This window comes from Vibrio sp. 2092 (assembly GCF_033339635.1).
GTDB classification, from domain to species: Bacteria; Pseudomonadota; Gammaproteobacteria; order Enterobacterales; family Vibrionaceae; genus Vibrio; species Vibrio alginolyticus.
Window position 1 is genome coordinate 88,500 of the sequence record NZ_JAWOUY010000005.1, and the last position, 16,703, is coordinate 105,202.

A 16,703-nucleotide genomic window follows, 5' to 3' on the forward strand; every position below is an offset into this window, starting at 1 on the left:
ATTGAATAATTATGTTTTGATTACGTATTCAAAATATATCATGTTGCCATTTTGTCAACGGATTGTTTTTCGATTGTTTAAATAGCGTGCTGATGATCAGATTTTTAACAATTGAGCGGAAAATAAACTAAAAAAGTACAGGAGAGATGGAAGCTATCTCTTATCGAGACGTGTTAATAAGAAAGGAGGTCAAAGTTTTTTGTATGAATTTCCTAATATCTTATTGTTTTTTAATCGCTTAATTTATTTTTATCTGTTTGAATGGAAACAAATGATTAAGCCAAAACTGATAATCATGCAGATCAAGGCACCCAAATAGACTTTATCGCTAATATTCAGCTATTTTGGTGTCAATTATCCTTATATCTTTCAAATTTTCCTTTTGCATACGAATGCTTAAAGGCTTTTTTATTAAATCGGAAGTAAATAACGAATAAGCCACTAGAAAGGTGTTTATCTAGTGGCTATAACAGTCATAAGCGCTCTATGAGTGCAACGATCAGGATAAAAGCGCAGGTAACGATAGCGAGATGGCAGGGATGAAGGTAATCAACATCAACGCCACTATCATTGCACCAATCCAACCCATGATGGCTTTAGAGAGCGACTCTATCGGTACTTTGCCTACCTGACTTGCCATAAACAGGTTGGCACCCAGAGGAGGCGTAACAAAGCCAATGGCCAAGTTCACGATCATCACGATACCAAAATGAACGGGATCCATGCCGAGTGCTGACGTAATGGGTAACAGAATTGGCGTGAGAATAACAATGGCCGCCAGCGTTTCCATAAAGGTACCGACGAGCAACAACAGAACATTGATGCAAAGCAGTATCAGAAGTTTGTTTTCGGTAATCGATAGAATGAACTGAGCAATCTCGGTCGGTAGACGTTCTAGGGTCAATATGCGGCCAAACGTCACGGACGCACCCACAATAACGAGCACTGCGCCAACTAACACTGACGACTCTAGAATGATTTTCACAACTTGCGCTGGTTTGAGCTCTTTATAAACAAACATGCCAAAGAACAAGCCATAGAGAACTCCGATGACGGCTGATTCGGTAGGCGTGAAAATGCCGGAATAGATGCCACCGAGAATGATAACGGGTAGTAGCATTGCCCAACTGGCTTCTTTTAGCGCATCAAGACGCTCTGCCCAAGTCGCTTTGTGCTCGTTACCTGTGTAGCCCCGCATTTTGGAGACAATCAGACAGTAGCCGATCAATACCATACCAACGACCAAGCCAGGAATGATGCCCGCCATGAACATCTTGGTGACCGAGACCTCAGCAGTGATCGCGTAGACGATCATCACCACAGAAGGCGGAATAATGACACCAATCCCGCCGGAAGAGGCTATCAAGGCACCGGCAAAGCTGCGGTCGTAGCCTTTCTTCACCATAGAGGGAATCATCGTCAGGCCGATAGCGGCAACGGTGGCAGACCCTGTACCAGAGATGGAAGCGAAGAACATGCACGCCACAATGGCGACGATGCCAAGCCCACCAGTAAAGTGGCCAAAGAAGACCTCCGCCACGTGTAATAATCGTTTTGAGATCCCTCCTTGGCTCATAAGGTTACCTGCCAAGGTAAATAGAACGACGGCGAGGAGAGGGAAAGAGTCGAGCCCTGTTACCATTCCTTGGACTAAAAACTCGATGTTAAGAAACGGCAGACTGAGTATCGCGACCATACTGGCTGCCGCCAGAGCAATACCGACCGGAACGCCAATGAGCAGAAGCAGACCAAAGCTGCCAAACAAAAGTGCAGACGTCATGCGTTAAACTCCAATAGTCGGTTAGAAGTACGGTACTTTGCTTTGATATGGCGATAGCGTTGGCGAGAAAAGCGAACTCGTTCATTGCTGGTGGAGCACGCGTTCACACGTTGATAAATGCTTGTCACTAGGCGCGCGCAGCTTAATAGTGCGCAAACTAAAACAGAGGCATACAAACACGCAATAGGAATTTCCATTGCGGGTGCAATCTGACCGAGTTGCAGGCTGCGATTGATCACCTTAAATCCAAACCAGGCGACAGTGGCACTAAAGGCAAGGTAGATAAGTTCAGAAACAATCAAACTGAATTGCGTCCAATTGCCCGGAAGTTTATCGATGAACACACGAATGCGGATGTGTCGATCATCTCGGATACAATAGCTGATGCTCAGGTACATCGCCCATACGAATAAATAACGTGCCAGCTCTTCAGCCCACGCGATCGTTGCGTCAAATAGGCGTAGTGCGATTTGCAAGCACAGTAAAGTTGTCATCGTCGAGATCGCGATAACGATAAGGGTAGGTTCTAGGTATTTGTCTAGTAAGCGAAACCACTTCATGTTCACCTCCAAAACGAGAAAGCACGACCTGTTGCCAGATTGTGCAAAAGAGTGGGAGTTATAGGCGTTCTATCTCGGCAATCACGTTGTCAAACAAGTCTTCACCTGTCTTGCTACGCAGATCTTGGTACACGGCTGCATTCATTTTTTCTTTCATGATGCTGCGTACCTCGTCTGGGACGATGTTAACCGTCATGCCTTTTGCTTCGAGCTCTTTGATTACTTCTTGGTTTTGCTTAGCGGCGAGCTCACGCTGTTTTGCGATGGTTTCTTTGCTTACTTCACTGATCAGCGCTTGTTGTGCGGCCGGCAGTGAATCCCAAAACGATTTGTTCATGAACAACACGTAGTTGGTGTATATATGGTTAGTTAAAGAGAGGTACTTTTGTGCCTCGTAAAAACGTTCGGCATAAATAGAGTAGATAGCACTTTCTTGAGCGTTAATCAGGCCTTGTTGTAACGAGGTGAAAATTTCTCCCCAAGACAGAGGTGTTGGCGCAGTACCAATAGATTTCCACGCGCTTATTTGAGTGGGGTTAGATGCCGAGCGAATCTTTAGCCCTTTCAGGTCCTCAATACTATCAATTGGCTGTTTGTTGTTGGTCACGCTACGAAAGCCGACCTCCATAAAGCCAAGTCCATGAAAGCCTTTTGATTCCATAGCATTCAACAATGGTTGTCCGATCTTCTCACTGTCGAGCGCTTTGTGTGCTTGCTCTTCGCTATCAAAAAGGTAGAACACGTCGAGCACGTTAAACTCTGGGACGTAGGGAGAGAGTAAAACTGACGCACCAAACGTCATTTGTAAGTTGCCTTGCTGTACGAGTTCAGTCGTCTCACGCACATCGCCTAGTTGTCTTGCCGGATAGATTTCAACTTCTATCTCACCGTTTGAGCGAGCTTCCACTTCTTGTTCGAAATAGAGCATTGCTTTGTGTACGGGAGAGGTTTCTTGACTGTCATGAGCAAGACGAATAACACTGGTTGCAAACGTATTCATACTGCTAAATGCAAGCCCCAGTGCGGTAAGTGAAGTAAGGATTGCTTTCTTCATCGTTCTTCCTTGTTTCTGGTATGACCTGCGATGGGCATTCGTCGGCAAGTCACACAACTTTTTATGTTTTTATAAATTAGTTGAGCAATTCATATCCATTTTGCATACGAATCCAAAATAAAACATTAAAGTAACAAGTCAATAACAAGATTGATGAATTGATGAGGAATTAAATAACGATTGGTGAAAATTTAATCGTGATCACAGAAAATGCCTTACTCGAAAGCAAGACATTTTGTTTATGAAGAATGAATAAAATGGATTTATTAAATGGTGCTACTACGTTCGATCAAGGTGCCTTGCTCGAAAAGGTATTCGCCAGTTGCATCCAGGTTGCCGTTGATTCGATTCATCAAGTCTTCAACCGCTCGTTTAACAATTTTGTCGACTGGTTGAGCAATGGTGGTCAAATCATAACTCGGCCATGCAGACATCGGAATGTTATCTACACCCATCACAGAGAAGTCTTGGGGGATCTTTGCTCCGGCTTGTCGCAAGCCATCCATCACACCCATGGCGAGGATGTCGTTTGCACAAAAAATTGCATCGGGTTTGCTAGTGTGCGACAAGATCGCTTTCGCCGCTTCTAAGCCTGCTTCAAAGCTGTACTTGGCTTGGATAAAGGTTGGTGACGGGGAGCCGAGTTCTTGCAACTTTGAAGAGAAACCCAGCCAACGCTCTTCACTGGTCATGGAGCCAGCATCGCCACTGATATAAGCACACTGTTTTGCGCCTTTCTGCGTTAAATACTCGGCTGCTTGTTGGCCCGCCAATCGGTTATCAATACCAGAGCTATTGGCATTAATACCCTCGGCGTAGCGGTTAATCAAGCTTAAATGAACGCCAAACTTTTCGCATTGGGCAAACGCGCGTGAGGTTAAACGGCTGGTGGCGATAACGAGTCCGTCCACTTGGTATTCAATGGCGCGTGAAATGGCGAGATCGAGGTCGTCCTTGTCGATAGGGCAAAGCACAACTTGTCCGCCTCGCTTTTGAATTTCGACAGCCAAAGCACGAGATTGCATGTCGTACATTGGGTTTGATTCGCTATCTAACGCAATCGCCACTAAGCCTGAACGATTCGAAATCAGACCTCGGGCGATGGCATTCGGTGTGTATCCGAGCTTAGCTGCGGCATCCATCACCATTTTGCGTTTCTTCTCGCTAATACTCGCAGTCGGGCTGAATGCTCTAGATACCGTCGATTGAGAGACGCCGAGCATCTTCGCGACGTCGATCGAAGTTACTTTCGCTTTAATGGTGATACTCCTTATTTAAGGCCATTGAACCTTCTCATACGTGCTGAGTGTATGGGCTAGGGGATTTCTGTGTCTAGAGCATTACATTGATAAGGCGTAAATATCAGAGAAAACTCAAGAATTCATCACATTTCTCTCTTGCTTGAAGCCATCAATGATCATTTTGTGTTCAGAGCCAACACAAAAGAAGCTAACGCCGAGTTCACGCCATTCCCGAGCTTGTTGAGCCGTCGCGACAAACATGCCAACAGGTTTATTGGCGGCTCTGGCCGCTTCGATTACTCGCATACTTGCTTGTGCGACTTTCTCATCATGAACGCTATCAGCACCATAAGCGACAGTGAGATCAACTTGGCCAATGAAGAGCGCATCAATTCCTTCAACATTGGCAATCGCTTCAACATTTTCAACCCCTTGAGGGTCTTCAATTTGTGCAATGACAATCGTATTCGCACGGCTGTCTTTTAAGTGTTCAACCATGGGCTTAGTGGCGTATTGCGCTGCTCGACTGGAACCAGCATACCCTCGGCCACCTTCTCCGTAATGGCAGATTTTCGCCAGTTGCGTCGCTTGCTCAGCAGTACAAACATGGGGAATTTGTACACCCGCCGCGCCACAGTCAAGCGCGTTCAAAATGGTTGAAGGGGCGCTGTCTTGTACTCGTACCACGCACGCGAGGTCATTCGCTCTGGCCGCCATGATGCACAGATCAAGCGAGGAACGATCGAAAGGTGCGTGCTCTGCATCCAGTACCACAAAAGGCAATTCTGCCAGTGCCAATACCTCGATAATGTGAGGATGAGGGGTTTTAACAAATGTACCTAATAGCGTTTCTTTAGTCAGACGTTGCTTAAAATTGCTCATAATTCTCTCCTTTGCAAAGGTATGCAAAAACTAACACGGAGAAATGTAAATGATGAGTAAAAATGATGTGATCTAAAACTCATTTTTGATTAAAAATTAAACTCAATCAAGGTCCTTATTACTTGCTTTTATTTATTTAAATTAATTAATACAAAGGCTTAAGGGTGGTTTTTGTGTTTTGTTGACTTAACTTGTCAAATGTTAATTAAGTGTTTAATCTGATTTTGCATTCGTATCCAAAAGTATAAAAGTAACCGTTCGTCAGCCTCAATGTTCAAGGAGAAACCCAATGGCACGCATTTTAAAAAACGGAATCACTGAAGAAGCATCAGCATCAAACGACGCAAAAGTGCGTCAGATTGTTGAAAACATTCTTGCTGATATTGAATCGAAAGGTGATAGCGCTGTACGTGAGTTGTCTGAAAAGTTTGATAACTGGTCGCCGGAGCAATTCCGCCTGTCAGAAGAGCAAATCCAAGCCTGTGTGGATGCGCTTGATGAATCGACTCGTCATGATATCGAGTTCGCTCAGCAACAAGTTCGAAACTTTGCTCAAATTCAACGTGACTCAATGAAAGACGTCGAAGTAGAAACCATGCCTGGTGTGGTACTGGGGCATAAAAATATTCCAGTCAACAGCGTGGGTTGTTACATCCCTGGCGGTAAATACCCATTGGTTGCATCCGCTCACATGAGTGTACTGACGGCGAAAGTCGCGGGCGTAAAACGTGTTATTGCTTGTGCGCCTCCGTTTAACGGCCAGCCGAACGTCGCGATTGTCGCTGCGATGGCAATGGCGGGTGCGGATGAAATCTACTGCTTCGGTGGTGTTCAGGCGGTAGGAGCTATGGCATTGGGCACGGAGACTATTGCGCCAGTCGATATGATTGTAGGGCCGGGTAACGCATTTGTAGCAGAGGCAAAACGTCAGTTGTTTGGTCGCGTTGGTATCGATTTGTTTGCAGGGCCAACGGAAACCTTGGTCATTGCTGATGAGAAAGGCTGTGACCCGGAATTGGCAGCGGCAGACTTGCTTGGTCAGGCTGAGCATGGTTACAACTCTCCCGCTGTATTGTTGACCAATAGCGAAACATTTGCGCAAGAAACCATCAAAGAGATTGAACGTCAGTTAACCATTCTTCCAACGGCTGAAGTCGCGGGTAAAGCGTGGGCAGATTACGGACAAGTGATTGTGTGTGATAGCTACGAAGAAATGGTGGAAGTGGCAGACGATATCGCTTCTGAACACGTTCAAGTGATGACCGAAGATCCTAAATACTTCCTAGATAACATGACCAACTACGGTGCCTTGTTCCTAGGTCGTGAAACCAACGTTTCTTACGGCGATAAATGTATTGGTACCAACCATACACTGCCAACGAAGAAAGCGGCGCGATACACCGGTGGTCTTTGGGTAGGTAAATTTATCAAAACCTGTACTTACCAGCGTGTAACGGAAGCTGCGTCCCTCAAAGTCGGTGAGTATTGCTCTCGCTTGTGTGCACTCGAAGGTTTTGCTGGCCACAAAGAGCAAGCGGATATTCGTGTGCGCCGTTACAAAGGCAAAGTAGAAGAGGCGTAATATGTCGAAACTTGCCTTAGTCACAGGCGGCAGTGGCGGACTGGGTGCCGCCATTTGTCGCAAGCTAGCTGAATCGGGATATCGCGTAATTCTGACTTACAACAGTAATCAGAAAGCGGCCGAGGATGTGCTTTCCTCGCTGCCACGTAACGAGCATCTAGCATTCAAATTGAACGTGGCAGATTCTAGTGCGATTGAACAGCTTAAACATCAAGTCAGTGAAATAAGCGACAAGCTGGATTTGTTGGTCAACTGTGCGGGGATGACGAAATTCGTCGCGCACTCTGATTTGCAAAGTTTAGATGACCAGCTGTTTGACCAAATTTTCCAAGTGAACGTCCGTGCGCCTTTTGCCATGGTTCGAGCGTTTGAGCCTTGGCTTAAGCAAGCCAATGGTTGTGTGGTGAACATTACTTCTATCGCGGCACAGACTGCGATGGGGAGCAACATTGCTTACTGTGCAAGTAAATCTGCCGCGGAGAACATGACCCGTTCTTTAGCTCGCGCTCTGTCTCCCGAGGTTCGAGTTCTGGCTGTTGCTCCAGGGCTTGTCGACACTGAGTTTGTCAAAGGCTTGGATGACGCATGGCGTAATCAACAAGAACAATCCACACCGCTTAAGCGTTTAGCCAATGATGAAGAAGTCGCTCAAGCCGTGTACGCCGTGGCAGATCTTCTTACCTTCTCGACAGGCAATACCATCGCGGTTGATGGTGGGCGACCTTTAGGTCTGTAACTAACTTTAGGCTTGTAACTAACAATTCAAAGGCTAGGTCCAAACAAGGACAACAAGGATTTACAATGACTCTACAATCTAAAATGAATAATAATCTGGTCCGCTACATGGAACTGATTCCGGGTACGAGTGCGTTTATTGATGCGCGCACGCCAGGCAGTGATCTGAAAGATAACTTCTGCATTATCGGTGCTGGGGTGGCAGAAAGCAGTCGTCAGCATGTTCATATTCGCGATACGGCGGGCTTTAACATTGGTGCCGCAGGCCAACCGCCGGGCATCAAAAATTCGTTGCACTCTCATCGTACCGCCGAGCTTTTCTTGGTGTTCAAAGGTCAGTTCCGTTTTTATTGGGGGAACGATGGAGAGCATGAGGCGGTGTTGTCTCACGGTGACGTCATCTCGATTCCAACCAATCTCTTCCGTGGATTTGAAGTGGTTGGCCGCGATTACGGCTTTATGTTCTCGGTACTTGGCGGCGACGATTCAGGTGGCGGCGTTATTTGGCATCCAAACGTTATTAAAGACAGTCAAGGTTATGGTTTATACCTCAAAGCCGATGGCACACTCGTGGACACCATTAATGGCGACCCGGTGCCACAAGAATCAGAATTGATGCCGCTGCTTACCGAAGAAGAGCTCGCGACCTTCGATACCTACACCGCAGAAGAGATGATGCCATTTGTCGCTCTGCAAAAAGATTATCGTGAAATCAAAGGCGATTTCGGCGGAAGCAACGTGAAACAATACGCCTTAACGGGTCATCCTTTGGCGAGTTATGACTTCCAAGTAAAGAGTGAAGATGAAGTGAGCATCATGGCTTATGAGCTTTCTGAAGGTGGCTCGATTCCTCAACACTGCCGAGAAGAAAAACAAGTGCTTATCAACTTTGATGGCGATACTGAAGTGGTCCTCACGCATCAAGGCGAACAAGCGAGTGTTGTTTTAACGCGCGGTGATGTGCTGAATGTTCCAGAAGGTGCGTCTTATTCACTGACGAACTTGCGTGGTAATAGTTTGACGTATTGCATTCTTGGGTCTGATCAACCAAAGCCGCTTGCAGGAGAATAAAATGACACAACCCACCTCGTTAGTTTGGCTACCCGGACTACTTTGTGATGGCACATTGTTTGAGGAAGTCAACCGAGCGTTGCCAAGTTGGGTTGAGCCTACATGCCCGACGCTGGCTTCATTGCCGTCAATGGAACAGCTGGCGCAGAAAGTGTTGCAAGACGCACCGCAGGAGTTTGTCTTGGGTGGCTTATCAATGGGTGGGATTCTTGCTTTTGAGGTGTACCGTCAAGCGCCAAACAGAGTCAAAGGCTTGATCCTCATGGATACCAATGCAGCAGATGAAAAGCCAGAGGTGACACAAAAGCGTGATGCACTGGTTAATCAGGCATTAAATGGTGAGTTTGAACGCATTACGCCTGACACTCTGATGCCTGTGCTGATTCATCCAAGCCGTTTGCAAGACAAAGCGTTAACTGAGCGTATAGAAGGCATGGCGGTCAATGTAGGTTTGGAGGCATTTGAAGCACATGCTAAAGCGTTAGCAACTCGCCCGGATGCTCGACCTTTATTGGCGGACATTCAAGTTCCTACGTTGGTGATAACAGGTAAAGAAGATAAGCTTTGTCCGCTAGACAATCATCTGCTCATGGAGAGATGCATCCCAAACGTCACGCTTCATGTTATCCCTGAGTGTGGGCATCTATCTACGCTTGAGCAGCCTTTAATTGTTAGTGAAGTGATGACTACTTGGCTTCAAGATAACTTTGCTTAGTGTTGATAAGAACTTCATCACTCACCACCTTAAGGTTACTTGGGTATAGGTGGTGAGCGATGAGTATTATCAGAAGTAGTAGCGAATACCTGCCGCGAATTGATCATCACGGTTTTCGAATTTGCTGCCATCGTACTGATCTTTACCTAGGTCGAACTGGTATTCAGTCCAAACTAGGAATTTGTTCTTCTGGAAGTGGTATTCAAGACCAGGAATCAGCAAGTTACGCTCGTAGCCTTGTGTCTCGTCACCGCGATCTTCCATGTAGTTGTAGTTCAACGTTGGGCGTAGGCCGTTATCGAAGTGGTAGTAAGTGTAGATTTCGCCACCTAGGGTATCGAACATTACGTCCGTACCGCCTTGGCTCACTGCTTCCCAGTTTTCGCCAACGTGGAAAGTCGCACCTGCGTAGAAGCCACCGTTGCTGTAGTTTGCGCCCAATAGCATGATGCGCATGTTGTCGCCGTTTTCTACGCCAACCACGCTTGCGTCTAAATCAGCAACTTCATTTTGATGGTAAGCCGCACCAAGTGTTACGCCATCAACCGGTTTGTAAGTGATAGACGCACCCATGCCGTTTTTCAATGAGGCTGTCGCATTGCTTGCTAGAGCAACATCTTCACGCGTGGTTTGGTAAGTAAAGCCGTAGCTCACTTTTTCATTGATTGAATTACGGTACGTGATTGAGTTTTCTGCACGACCAGCACCGGATGCGATACCCCAGTCAGCTAGGTTGTAAACACCTGAGCCACGAGTACCGAATACACGACCTAAATCGGTGTACCATGCTACGTCGTAGAAGGTAGACCACTGCTTAGTACCCGCAGCAATCTTGCCATATTTTTCGTGATCAACACCTGCGTATAGCAAGCGGTCGTAAATGTTGTCGCCGTTCGCGCCAGAGTTGTAGCCCCATTCCGCGTGACCGAAACCAGTCCAGCCGTTATCCAGACCCATTTGGCCTTTCAAACCGAAACGTGAGCTGCCGCTGTTCCATTCGCCGTTGTCATCACCGCCACGGTCTTGGTAGCGAAGATCGAAACGGCCATCGATGGTTAGGCTGTCGCCAGCGTCATTAACAAAAGTGTGTGCAGCAAAGGCTGAGCTAGAAGTAAGCGCTGCTAAAATCACTGCAGAAAGGGTCGACTTTTTCATCATCAATCTCATTATTCAGGGCGCAGAAAGCCACCGTGCGTTCATGCCCGTTTTGAATAAGGGTTCTATCTTGAGGTTGTGCCCCATCCTTGAGGCACGAGTTGGGAGCATGTCGCCTGAACCGAGAGGGGACTCAGGCAGCATAAAGGCGGGTTGACAATCCGCCCCTAGGACTTCTTATAGAGAAGGGTTTAGGATCTGTTGAGTACGCTCGAACACGTCTAGACCTTGCTGTTTTAGCCAGTAAGGTAGGTCGATCAGTACCCAGTTCTCAGATAGCTTGTCGCCATCACGGTAGTAAACGTCAACCACTTGCATGTCTGCACGTACTTCACCACCTGTCATACCTAGGAAACCACCGATTGGCGTGTTAGATAGGTTTGGCCAGCCGAAGAAACAAGAGAAGTTACCTTCTGCGAAACGACATACGTGGCCGTTAAACTTCTTGTCTTTCAGGTTGTTACGGAATGGCAATTGGTGCTGCTGTTGGTAACGAGGGATTGTGTAAGACGCACCGATACCACATGGACCGTACCAGATCATGTCTTTAGACCAGCTCTTCTCAAGAACTTCTGGTGGGCAACCCATAGCGCCACTGTCGTTTAGTGCAGATAGGTCATCAACCATCTTGTTCACTAGTGCTAGTGTTGCTACGCCTTCTTCTGGTGCTGCGTCTTCGAACAGTAGGCCGTCGTGGTTACGAGGACCAGGGTATACGAAGTGCTTACCTGTTGATGGTGGTAGTGGGTAACAACCCGCTTGGTCCATTGCACCTAGAAGGTCTAGGAATAGGCCAGTCTTAGTGATCTTGCCGTTTTCAACACAGTTAAATTCTGCGTAACGGATGTTCATGATTTTGCCAGTTGGGCGCATGCCTAGGTATTCAGCGTCGAATAGACCCATGAAGTGACCCATGCTCATTACCCAGATTTCACCTGATGTTACTTCGTTCTCACCACCGATGAAGATGTCTTGACGACGCTGCATGCGAGTCATTGATTTCATCAAAGGAGCCCAGAAAACGTCAGCCGCTGCTTGAGCGCCTTGTTGCTCACGGAATGGGTAAACACCACGCCATAGGTAATCTTCTGAAGTGTGTGCTTTTAGTACTTCTGCCACGTTCTCGTGAGTTGCGTTTTCCATTGCGCTGAAGTATTCACGTACAACGCGTTTCGCTTCTTGATATTTAGACATAATAAACTCTCTTATTTGCTGTCGAGTCGGCTTTGGGAACAGGACTCGAAATTAAGTTTTTTCATCCGACCGGGGAGCCAGCCGGAGTTTTTGAAATTCAGTTACGCTTTTGCTGCTTCGGCTTTTTTGCTCTTATCGAGCACGCCGCCTTTTAGTGTCTCTGGCAGTGATAGCCATAGAAGACCAGCAAGGATCCATACGATTGGTGAACCCCACATTGCGGTTTGTAGGTCGGTACGCTCTTGGATGAAGATAAGTACCATTGGTGCCCACATACCCAGGATACGACCGCCGTGGAATAGCGCCGCGCCGTAGCTACGTAGGTGTGCTGGGAACAGTTCTGAGAAGTAACCACCCCATACCGCTGAAGAAGACAGGCCGAAGTTGTAAATCAGACCAAGTAGAGCCAGCATGTTTAGGCCGCCAATCACCATGTCGCCAGGTGCAACAAAGAAGATTGAAACCATGATGCCCGCTAGGATGAAGCCAAATGCGTTCACCTTACGACCGAATTTGTCAGCTACCCAACCCCAGAACCAAGCACCAAACAGTGAACCAAATGCTGAGATAGAGAAGATGAGACCGATAGTTGCACCGTCGAACATACGTACATCACGTAGGTAAGTGGTTACGAAGCCACCAAAGAATTGGAAACCATAGAAGTTAAGGCCAGCCAGTAATAGACAGGTTAGTGTGATCTTACGGTAGGGCTTGCTTAGCATTTCTCCCCAAGAGCCTTTTTTCGCTGGTGCATTTGATTCTTCTGCTTTTGCTTGCTCTTCTTCACCGTAAGCGATCACTTTGCTGTCGCTAGGTAGTACAAAGATCATGACAACAGCGGCTGCCAATGGTGGGATACCACCAACAAGCATTAGGCTTTCCCATGGTGCATCGATGCTTGCAATAAACGCTGCATACGCACCCATTACCATCAGTGCAACAGAGAACATAGAAGACGCGAATGCCGTCAACTTACCACGTACCGTTGGCGTAAATAGGCCGATCATCAGGCTTACTGCCACGGTGAAGTAACCACCCAGTGACAAACCAATGATGAAACGCATTGCTGCCCATGTTGTGTAGTCGGTGAACATCATATTGATGATCGTTGCGCCACCGTTTAGGGCTGTGATGGTAATAAGAGTGGATTTCTTACCAAATTTTGTTGCGAACCAAGCACAGCTCAATGCACCGATAAGTGCACCAACCGACTGCCATGTATAGAACTGGGCAGTGTCTGACAGGCTAATACCATCATACGCTTCAACGATGTATGGGCGTACGTAGTCAATAATTACAAAGTTATAACAATAGAAAAAGTAACCAACCAGTATCGCTAGATAGGCAGCTACCCTTTGAATCATAGGAACTTCGCTCATGTGTCTTTTGGCATTCATGACCGATAAACCTCTATTTCACTTAGGATTTGTTGCTATTCAAACTTAAAGAACACGATCTTATTGGGATCATCTTCGATTTCGTGTCGTGGTGAATCATAGTTTTTTTAAGGTCATTAGATCCGTGATCAATATCAATTTTAAAATGAATGCGTACCCAATTAGTGGTTTTTAGTGATGGGAGTCTCATTAAATCGGTCTTTTTGGCATTTTTGAATATATAACCGTCTATATTGGTGATTATAGTCACAGTTATGGCGGGATTATCGTTTAGATATGCTTTTTTAAAGTAATATCCAAGCACAAATAATTAGCACCCATAATTATGGAAACCCTGAAATGGTTACGTACTCAAGTTTTGCGGTGATTGCGTTATACGTGTTAATCACCATATTAATCAGCTATTTAGTGAATAAGCGCTACAGCAATGGTGGCGACTTTTCTACGGGTGGAAAGCAATTTGGCTGGTTTACGGCAGGTGTTTCGATACTTGCGACTTACATTAGTGCGATGACGTTTGTAGGGATGCCAGGTTGGGTTTATAGCTCTGGCATGGAAGCGATGAGTATTCACCTTAACTATCCCATCGTTATTTTTTTCACCGTCATTTTCTTTGTGCCAGTCTTTTATAAGCTGGGCTTGACTTCGATTTATGAATATCTTGAGCACCGCTTTGGGGTGTATGCAAGAACCATCAACTCGATTGTGTTCATTGTGGTTCAATGTATATCTGCGGGTGTGATTTTGTATGCTGTGGCGCTGATCTTAGTGCAAGTTCTGCCTATCAGTATTTCTGAAGCCATTATCTACATCAGTATTTTCACCGCTTGCTATACCTATGCGGGCGGAATTTCCACGGTTATCTGGACCGATATGTTGCAATCTGCAGTATTGGTGGCGGGCAGTATCGCTATCTTTGCTATTCTAATGACAGAGATTAATGCGGCAGATTACCTTTCTCGTAATCACCTGAATATCATCAACTTAGACTTTGATTTAGGCGTAGATACCACACTCTGGGCTGGCGTGGTTGCCGTGAGCTTTTTGCATTTGAGTGTGTACGGCACCAACCAATTGATCATCCAACGCACGTTAGCGACGAGATGTGAAAAGACGGCGCAGAAGTCGATGCTGTTGTGTGGTTACGGTGCATTTTTTGTGTACTTATTCTTCGCGGTACTCGGTGTTCTTTTGAGTGTTTTCTATCAAGATCAATCGTTTGAAAACAGCAACGAAGTGATTTTGGATTTCGTCTTCAACCACACTAACCCAATCGTCGTTGGTTTGATCATTTCCGCATTGGCGGCGGCCGCAATGTCGACCTTGGATTCGACCTACAACTCAATGGCGACCGTCGCGACGTTCGATATCTACAAGCGTTTCGTTCGCAAGAGTGCCGATGATGAGCACTACGAAAAAGTCGCAAGAAAGATGAGTTTGCTCGCTGCGGCTATGGTGGTAGTGCCAGCTCTTCTGGCGGTATCGAATGAATCGGTACTCAAAACCATCGCTAGTCTGACTTCTATCTTTGTTGGTATCCGTTTGGGTTCATTCGTGCTTGGTTTATTCTGGGTGAACGCCAATGAGAAAGGCGTGATCGTTGGCAGTATCATGAGTGTGATTGCGGTGTTTACTGTGATGTATCTCGACGTGGCTTGGCCGTGGTTCGCGCCAATTGGTACGTTCGTCTTCCTTTTGTTTGGTGTGTTAGTGAGCCGTCGTTGGGGCGCTGTGACTGCCGAGCAACAAATCTTTATCAATAATCAAAAACATCTTTTTGCAAAGCCAACCGCAAGCCATTACGGGCTGTTGGTGTTCGCTGTGGCGACCATCGCTGCTTGTATGGTTCTCCCTGATTGGCTTTATGCTGCATTGTCGTAATAGGTAAGTTTATGCTGTCCATCTTTGATATTTACAAGATTGGTGTGGGCCCTTCTAGCTCTCACACCAATGGTCCAATGATCGCGGGTTACCACTTCACTCGTTTGATTGAATCGAACTTGGCAAAAGTGGTTCGTATTCAAGTCGATTTATACGGCTCACTTTCGTTAACGGGGATTGGTCACCATACAGACCGTGCGACCATTTTGGGTCTGTTGGGTAACAAACCAGATACCATCAAAATCGCTTCTGCGAACAAAGCGATGCGCAAGGCGATTGAAGAGGGCATGATGTCTGTCGATGGCCGTCATGAAATCGAATTCAACTACAAAACGGACATGTTGTTCCATGAAGAGAACCTTCCTCTGCATGAGAATGGCATGACGATTACTGCGTTAGATGCGCATGGCAATCAGGTTGGGTTTGAAACTTACTACTCTATCGGTGGCGGTTTCATCGCAACGGCGGATGAACTGCAAAATGGCAGCGCGACTGCGCCCGTAGAAGTTGAGTTCCCATTCTCCAGTGCGGACGAAATGTTGGCGCAGGCAGAGAATAACGGCATGAGCCTTGGCGGCATGATTCTGAAAAACGAACAAGCGTTTCAGGATATGGAAGCCATCAATCAACGCGCAGAACAGATCTGGCGTGTGATGACGCGTTGCATGGAGCGCGGTTTCGAAACAGAAGGTATCTTGGATGGCGGCTTGAACGTGACCCGACGTGCGCCAAACTTGTTGAAGAAGCTTGAAGCAAATGCAGCAATCGAAAACGATCCAATGGAAATCATGGATTGGATTAACTTGTTTGCTTTTGCTGTGAGTGAAGAAAACGCGGCTGGTGGACAAGTCGTAACGTCGCCAACTAATGGTGCGGCGGGTGTGATTCCTGCGGTATTGATGTACTACCATCGCTTCATCAAAGAGCTTGATACTAAACAGCTTAAAGACTTCCTTGCTGTGTCCGGTGCGATTGGCATTTTGTACAAAACCAACGCGTCTATTTCGGGTGCCGAAGTAGGTTGTCAGGGTGAAGTCGGTGTATCTTCCTCTATGGCGGCAGCTGGCTTGACCGCGCTACGTGGTGGCAGCAATGAGCAAATTTGTATTGCGGCTGAGATTGCCATGGAGCACTCGCTAGGCATGACTTGTGACCCAATCGGTGGCTTAGTGCAAGTACCGTGTATTGAGCGTAATGCAATGGGTGCAATGAAAGCGATCAATGCATCTCGCATGGCATTAAAGCGTAATAGTAAATGTCTGATCTCGTTGGATAAGGTAATTGAAACCATGTACCAAACGGGCAAAGACATGAACAAGAAATACCGTGAGACGTCACTGGGTGGGTTAGCTTTGATTCACCTAGCGCCGCCTTGCGAATAATGAGTTAGGCACATCTAACCAACAAAAAAGCCGAAGCACTGAGATGCATCGGCTTTCCTTTTTTGGAGCGTTTA

The 16,703-nt window shown here is 46.6% G+C and carries 14 protein-coding genes; 6 read left to right on the forward strand and 8 right to left on the reverse strand.

What is annotated here, in order from left to right; all coding sequences use genetic code 11:
• Positions 1 to 499: 499 nt before the first annotated feature.
• From R7P80_RS10820 to R7P80_RS10840, 5 genes are all read right to left on the reverse strand, one after another.
• Positions 500 to 1,780 carry a TRAP transporter large permease gene (locus R7P80_RS10820; RefSeq protein ID WP_225491607.1) on the reverse strand — a complete coding sequence of 427 codons (1,281 nt, stop codon included), beginning with the start codon at positions 1,778 to 1,780 and terminating at the stop codon, positions 500 to 502.
• Positions 1,777 to 2,340 (reverse strand): TRAP transporter small permease, encoded by a 564-nt coding sequence (locus R7P80_RS10825; RefSeq protein ID WP_225491608.1) that lies wholly within the window; start codon positions 2,338 to 2,340, stop codon positions 1,777 to 1,779. Before R7P80_RS10825 ends, R7P80_RS10820 begins: the two co-directional genes overlap by 4 nt.
• Before the next feature lie 58 nt (positions 2,341 to 2,398).
• On the reverse strand, positions 2,399 to 3,394 hold the full coding sequence (locus R7P80_RS10830; protein ID WP_025768662.1) for a TRAP transporter substrate-binding protein: 996 nt from the start codon (positions 3,392 to 3,394) through the stop codon (positions 2,399 to 2,401).
• A gap of 266 nt (positions 3,395 to 3,660) precedes the next feature.
• Entirely contained in the window at positions 3,661 to 4,617 is a 957-nt protein-coding gene (locus R7P80_RS10835) for a LacI family DNA-binding transcriptional regulator (protein ID WP_025768661.1), read from the reverse strand.
• Between the two features lie 150 nt (positions 4,618 to 4,767).
• A complete protein-coding gene (locus R7P80_RS10840) occupies positions 4,768 to 5,517 on the reverse strand; it encodes an HpcH/HpaI aldolase family protein (RefSeq protein WP_005374748.1) in 750 nt (249 codons plus the stop codon).
• A gap of 289 nt (positions 5,518 to 5,806) precedes the next feature.
• On the opposite strand from R7P80_RS10840, the gene hisD reads away from it, so the two are divergent.
• The 4 genes from hisD (at position 5,807) to R7P80_RS10860 (ending at position 9,620) form a co-directional block, all read left to right on the forward strand.
• On the forward strand, positions 5,807 to 7,099 hold the full coding sequence (gene hisD / locus R7P80_RS10845) for a histidinol dehydrogenase (RefSeq protein WP_005374756.1): 1,293 nt from the start codon (positions 5,807 to 5,809) through the stop codon (positions 7,097 to 7,099).
• A 1-nt stretch (position 7,100) separates the two neighbouring features.
• Positions 7,101 to 7,835, forward strand: coding sequence for an SDR family NAD(P)-dependent oxidoreductase (locus R7P80_RS10850; RefSeq protein ID WP_005374763.1), 735 nt, complete (start codon positions 7,101 to 7,103; stop codon positions 7,833 to 7,835).
• Positions 7,836 to 7,900: 65 nt separating this feature from the next.
• Positions 7,901 to 8,905: a cupin gene (locus R7P80_RS10855; protein WP_005374765.1), complete on the forward strand. Its 1,005-nt coding sequence runs from the start codon at positions 7,901 to 7,903 to the stop codon at positions 8,903 to 8,905.
• Between the two features lies 1 nt (position 8,906).
• Positions 8,907 to 9,620: an alpha/beta fold hydrolase gene (locus R7P80_RS10860; RefSeq protein WP_170889939.1), complete on the forward strand. Its 714-nt coding sequence runs from the start codon at positions 8,907 to 8,909 to the stop codon at positions 9,618 to 9,620.
• A 69-nt stretch (positions 9,621 to 9,689) separates the two neighbouring features.
• On the opposite strand, the gene R7P80_RS10865 is transcribed toward R7P80_RS10860, so the two are convergent.
• The 3 genes from R7P80_RS10865 to R7P80_RS10875 all read right to left on the reverse strand — a co-directional run bounded on the left by R7P80_RS10865 (position 9,690) and on the right by R7P80_RS10875 (position 13,366).
• Positions 9,690 to 10,775: a porin gene (locus tag R7P80_RS10865; protein WP_017634480.1), complete on the reverse strand. Its 1,086-nt coding sequence runs from the start codon at positions 10,773 to 10,775 to the stop codon at positions 9,690 to 9,692.
• Between the two features lie 177 nt (positions 10,776 to 10,952).
• Positions 10,953 to 11,969 (reverse strand): nuclear transport factor 2 family protein, encoded by a 1,017-nt coding sequence (locus tag R7P80_RS10870; RefSeq protein ID WP_005374772.1) that lies wholly within the window; start codon positions 11,967 to 11,969, stop codon positions 10,953 to 10,955.
• 101 nt (positions 11,970 to 12,070) lie between these two features.
• Complete coding sequence (locus R7P80_RS10875; RefSeq protein WP_053307975.1) at positions 12,071 to 13,366, reverse strand: MFS transporter; 1,296 nt, start codon at positions 13,364 to 13,366, stop codon at positions 12,071 to 12,073.
• A 339-nt stretch (positions 13,367 to 13,705) separates the two neighbouring features.
• On the opposite strand from R7P80_RS10875, the gene R7P80_RS10880 reads away from it, so the two are divergent.
• On the forward strand, positions 13,706 to 15,247 hold the full coding sequence (locus tag R7P80_RS10880) for a sodium:solute symporter (protein WP_225491609.1): 1,542 nt from the start codon (positions 13,706 to 13,708) through the stop codon (positions 15,245 to 15,247).
• A gap of 11 nt (positions 15,248 to 15,258) precedes the next feature.
• The gene (locus R7P80_RS10885; protein ID WP_193837792.1) at positions 15,259 to 16,629 is read left to right on the forward strand and encodes an L-serine ammonia-lyase; all 1,371 of its coding nucleotides are present in this window, start codon (positions 15,259 to 15,261) and stop codon (positions 16,627 to 16,629) included.
• Positions 16,630 to 16,703 lie beyond the last annotated feature (74 nt).

What these genes read in the sequence shown, in the direction of transcription:
- R7P80_RS10870 (WP_005374772.1), bottom strand. Translation starts at nt 11,969, where the DNA reads ATGTCTAAATATCAAGAAGCGAAACGCGTTGTACGTGAATACTTCAGC.
- R7P80_RS10875 (WP_053307975.1), bottom strand. Translation starts at nt 13,366, where the DNA reads ATGAATGCCAAAAGACACATGAGCGAAGTTCCTATGATTCAAAGGGTA.
- R7P80_RS10855 (WP_005374765.1), top strand. Translation starts at nt 7,901, where the DNA reads ATGACTCTACAATCTAAAATGAATAATAATCTGGTCCGCTACATGGAA.
- R7P80_RS10835 (WP_025768661.1), bottom strand. Translation starts at nt 4,617, where the DNA reads ATGCTCGGCGTCTCTCAATCGACGGTATCTAGAGCATTCAGCCCGACT.
- R7P80_RS10825 (WP_225491608.1), bottom strand. Translation starts at nt 2,340, where the DNA reads ATGAAGTGGTTTCGCTTACTAGACAAATACCTAGAACCTACCCTTATC.
- R7P80_RS10865 (WP_017634480.1), bottom strand. Translation starts at nt 10,775, where the DNA reads ATGAAAAAGTCGACCCTTTCTGCAGTGATTTTAGCAGCGCTTACTTCT.
- hisD (WP_005374756.1), top strand. Translation starts at nt 5,807, where the DNA reads ATGGCACGCATTTTAAAAAACGGAATCACTGAAGAAGCATCAGCATCA.
- R7P80_RS10860 (WP_170889939.1), top strand. Translation starts at nt 8,907, where the DNA reads ATGACACAACCCACCTCGTTAGTTTGGCTACCCGGACTACTTTGTGAT.
- R7P80_RS10830 (WP_025768662.1), bottom strand. Translation starts at nt 3,394, where the DNA reads ATGAAGAAAGCAATCCTTACTTCACTTACCGCACTGGGGCTTGCATTT.
- R7P80_RS10840 (WP_005374748.1), bottom strand. Translation starts at nt 5,517, where the DNA reads ATGAGCAATTTTAAGCAACGTCTGACTAAAGAAACGCTATTAGGTACA.
- R7P80_RS10820 (WP_225491607.1), bottom strand. Translation starts at nt 1,780, where the DNA reads ATGACGTCTGCACTTTTGTTTGGCAGCTTTGGTCTGCTTCTGCTCATT.
- R7P80_RS10880 (WP_225491609.1), top strand. Translation starts at nt 13,706, where the DNA reads ATGGTTACGTACTCAAGTTTTGCGGTGATTGCGTTATACGTGTTAATC.
- R7P80_RS10850 (WP_005374763.1), top strand. Translation starts at nt 7,101, where the DNA reads ATGTCGAAACTTGCCTTAGTCACAGGCGGCAGTGGCGGACTGGGTGCC.
- R7P80_RS10885 (WP_193837792.1), top strand. Translation starts at nt 15,259, where the DNA reads ATGCTGTCCATCTTTGATATTTACAAGATTGGTGTGGGCCCTTCTAGC.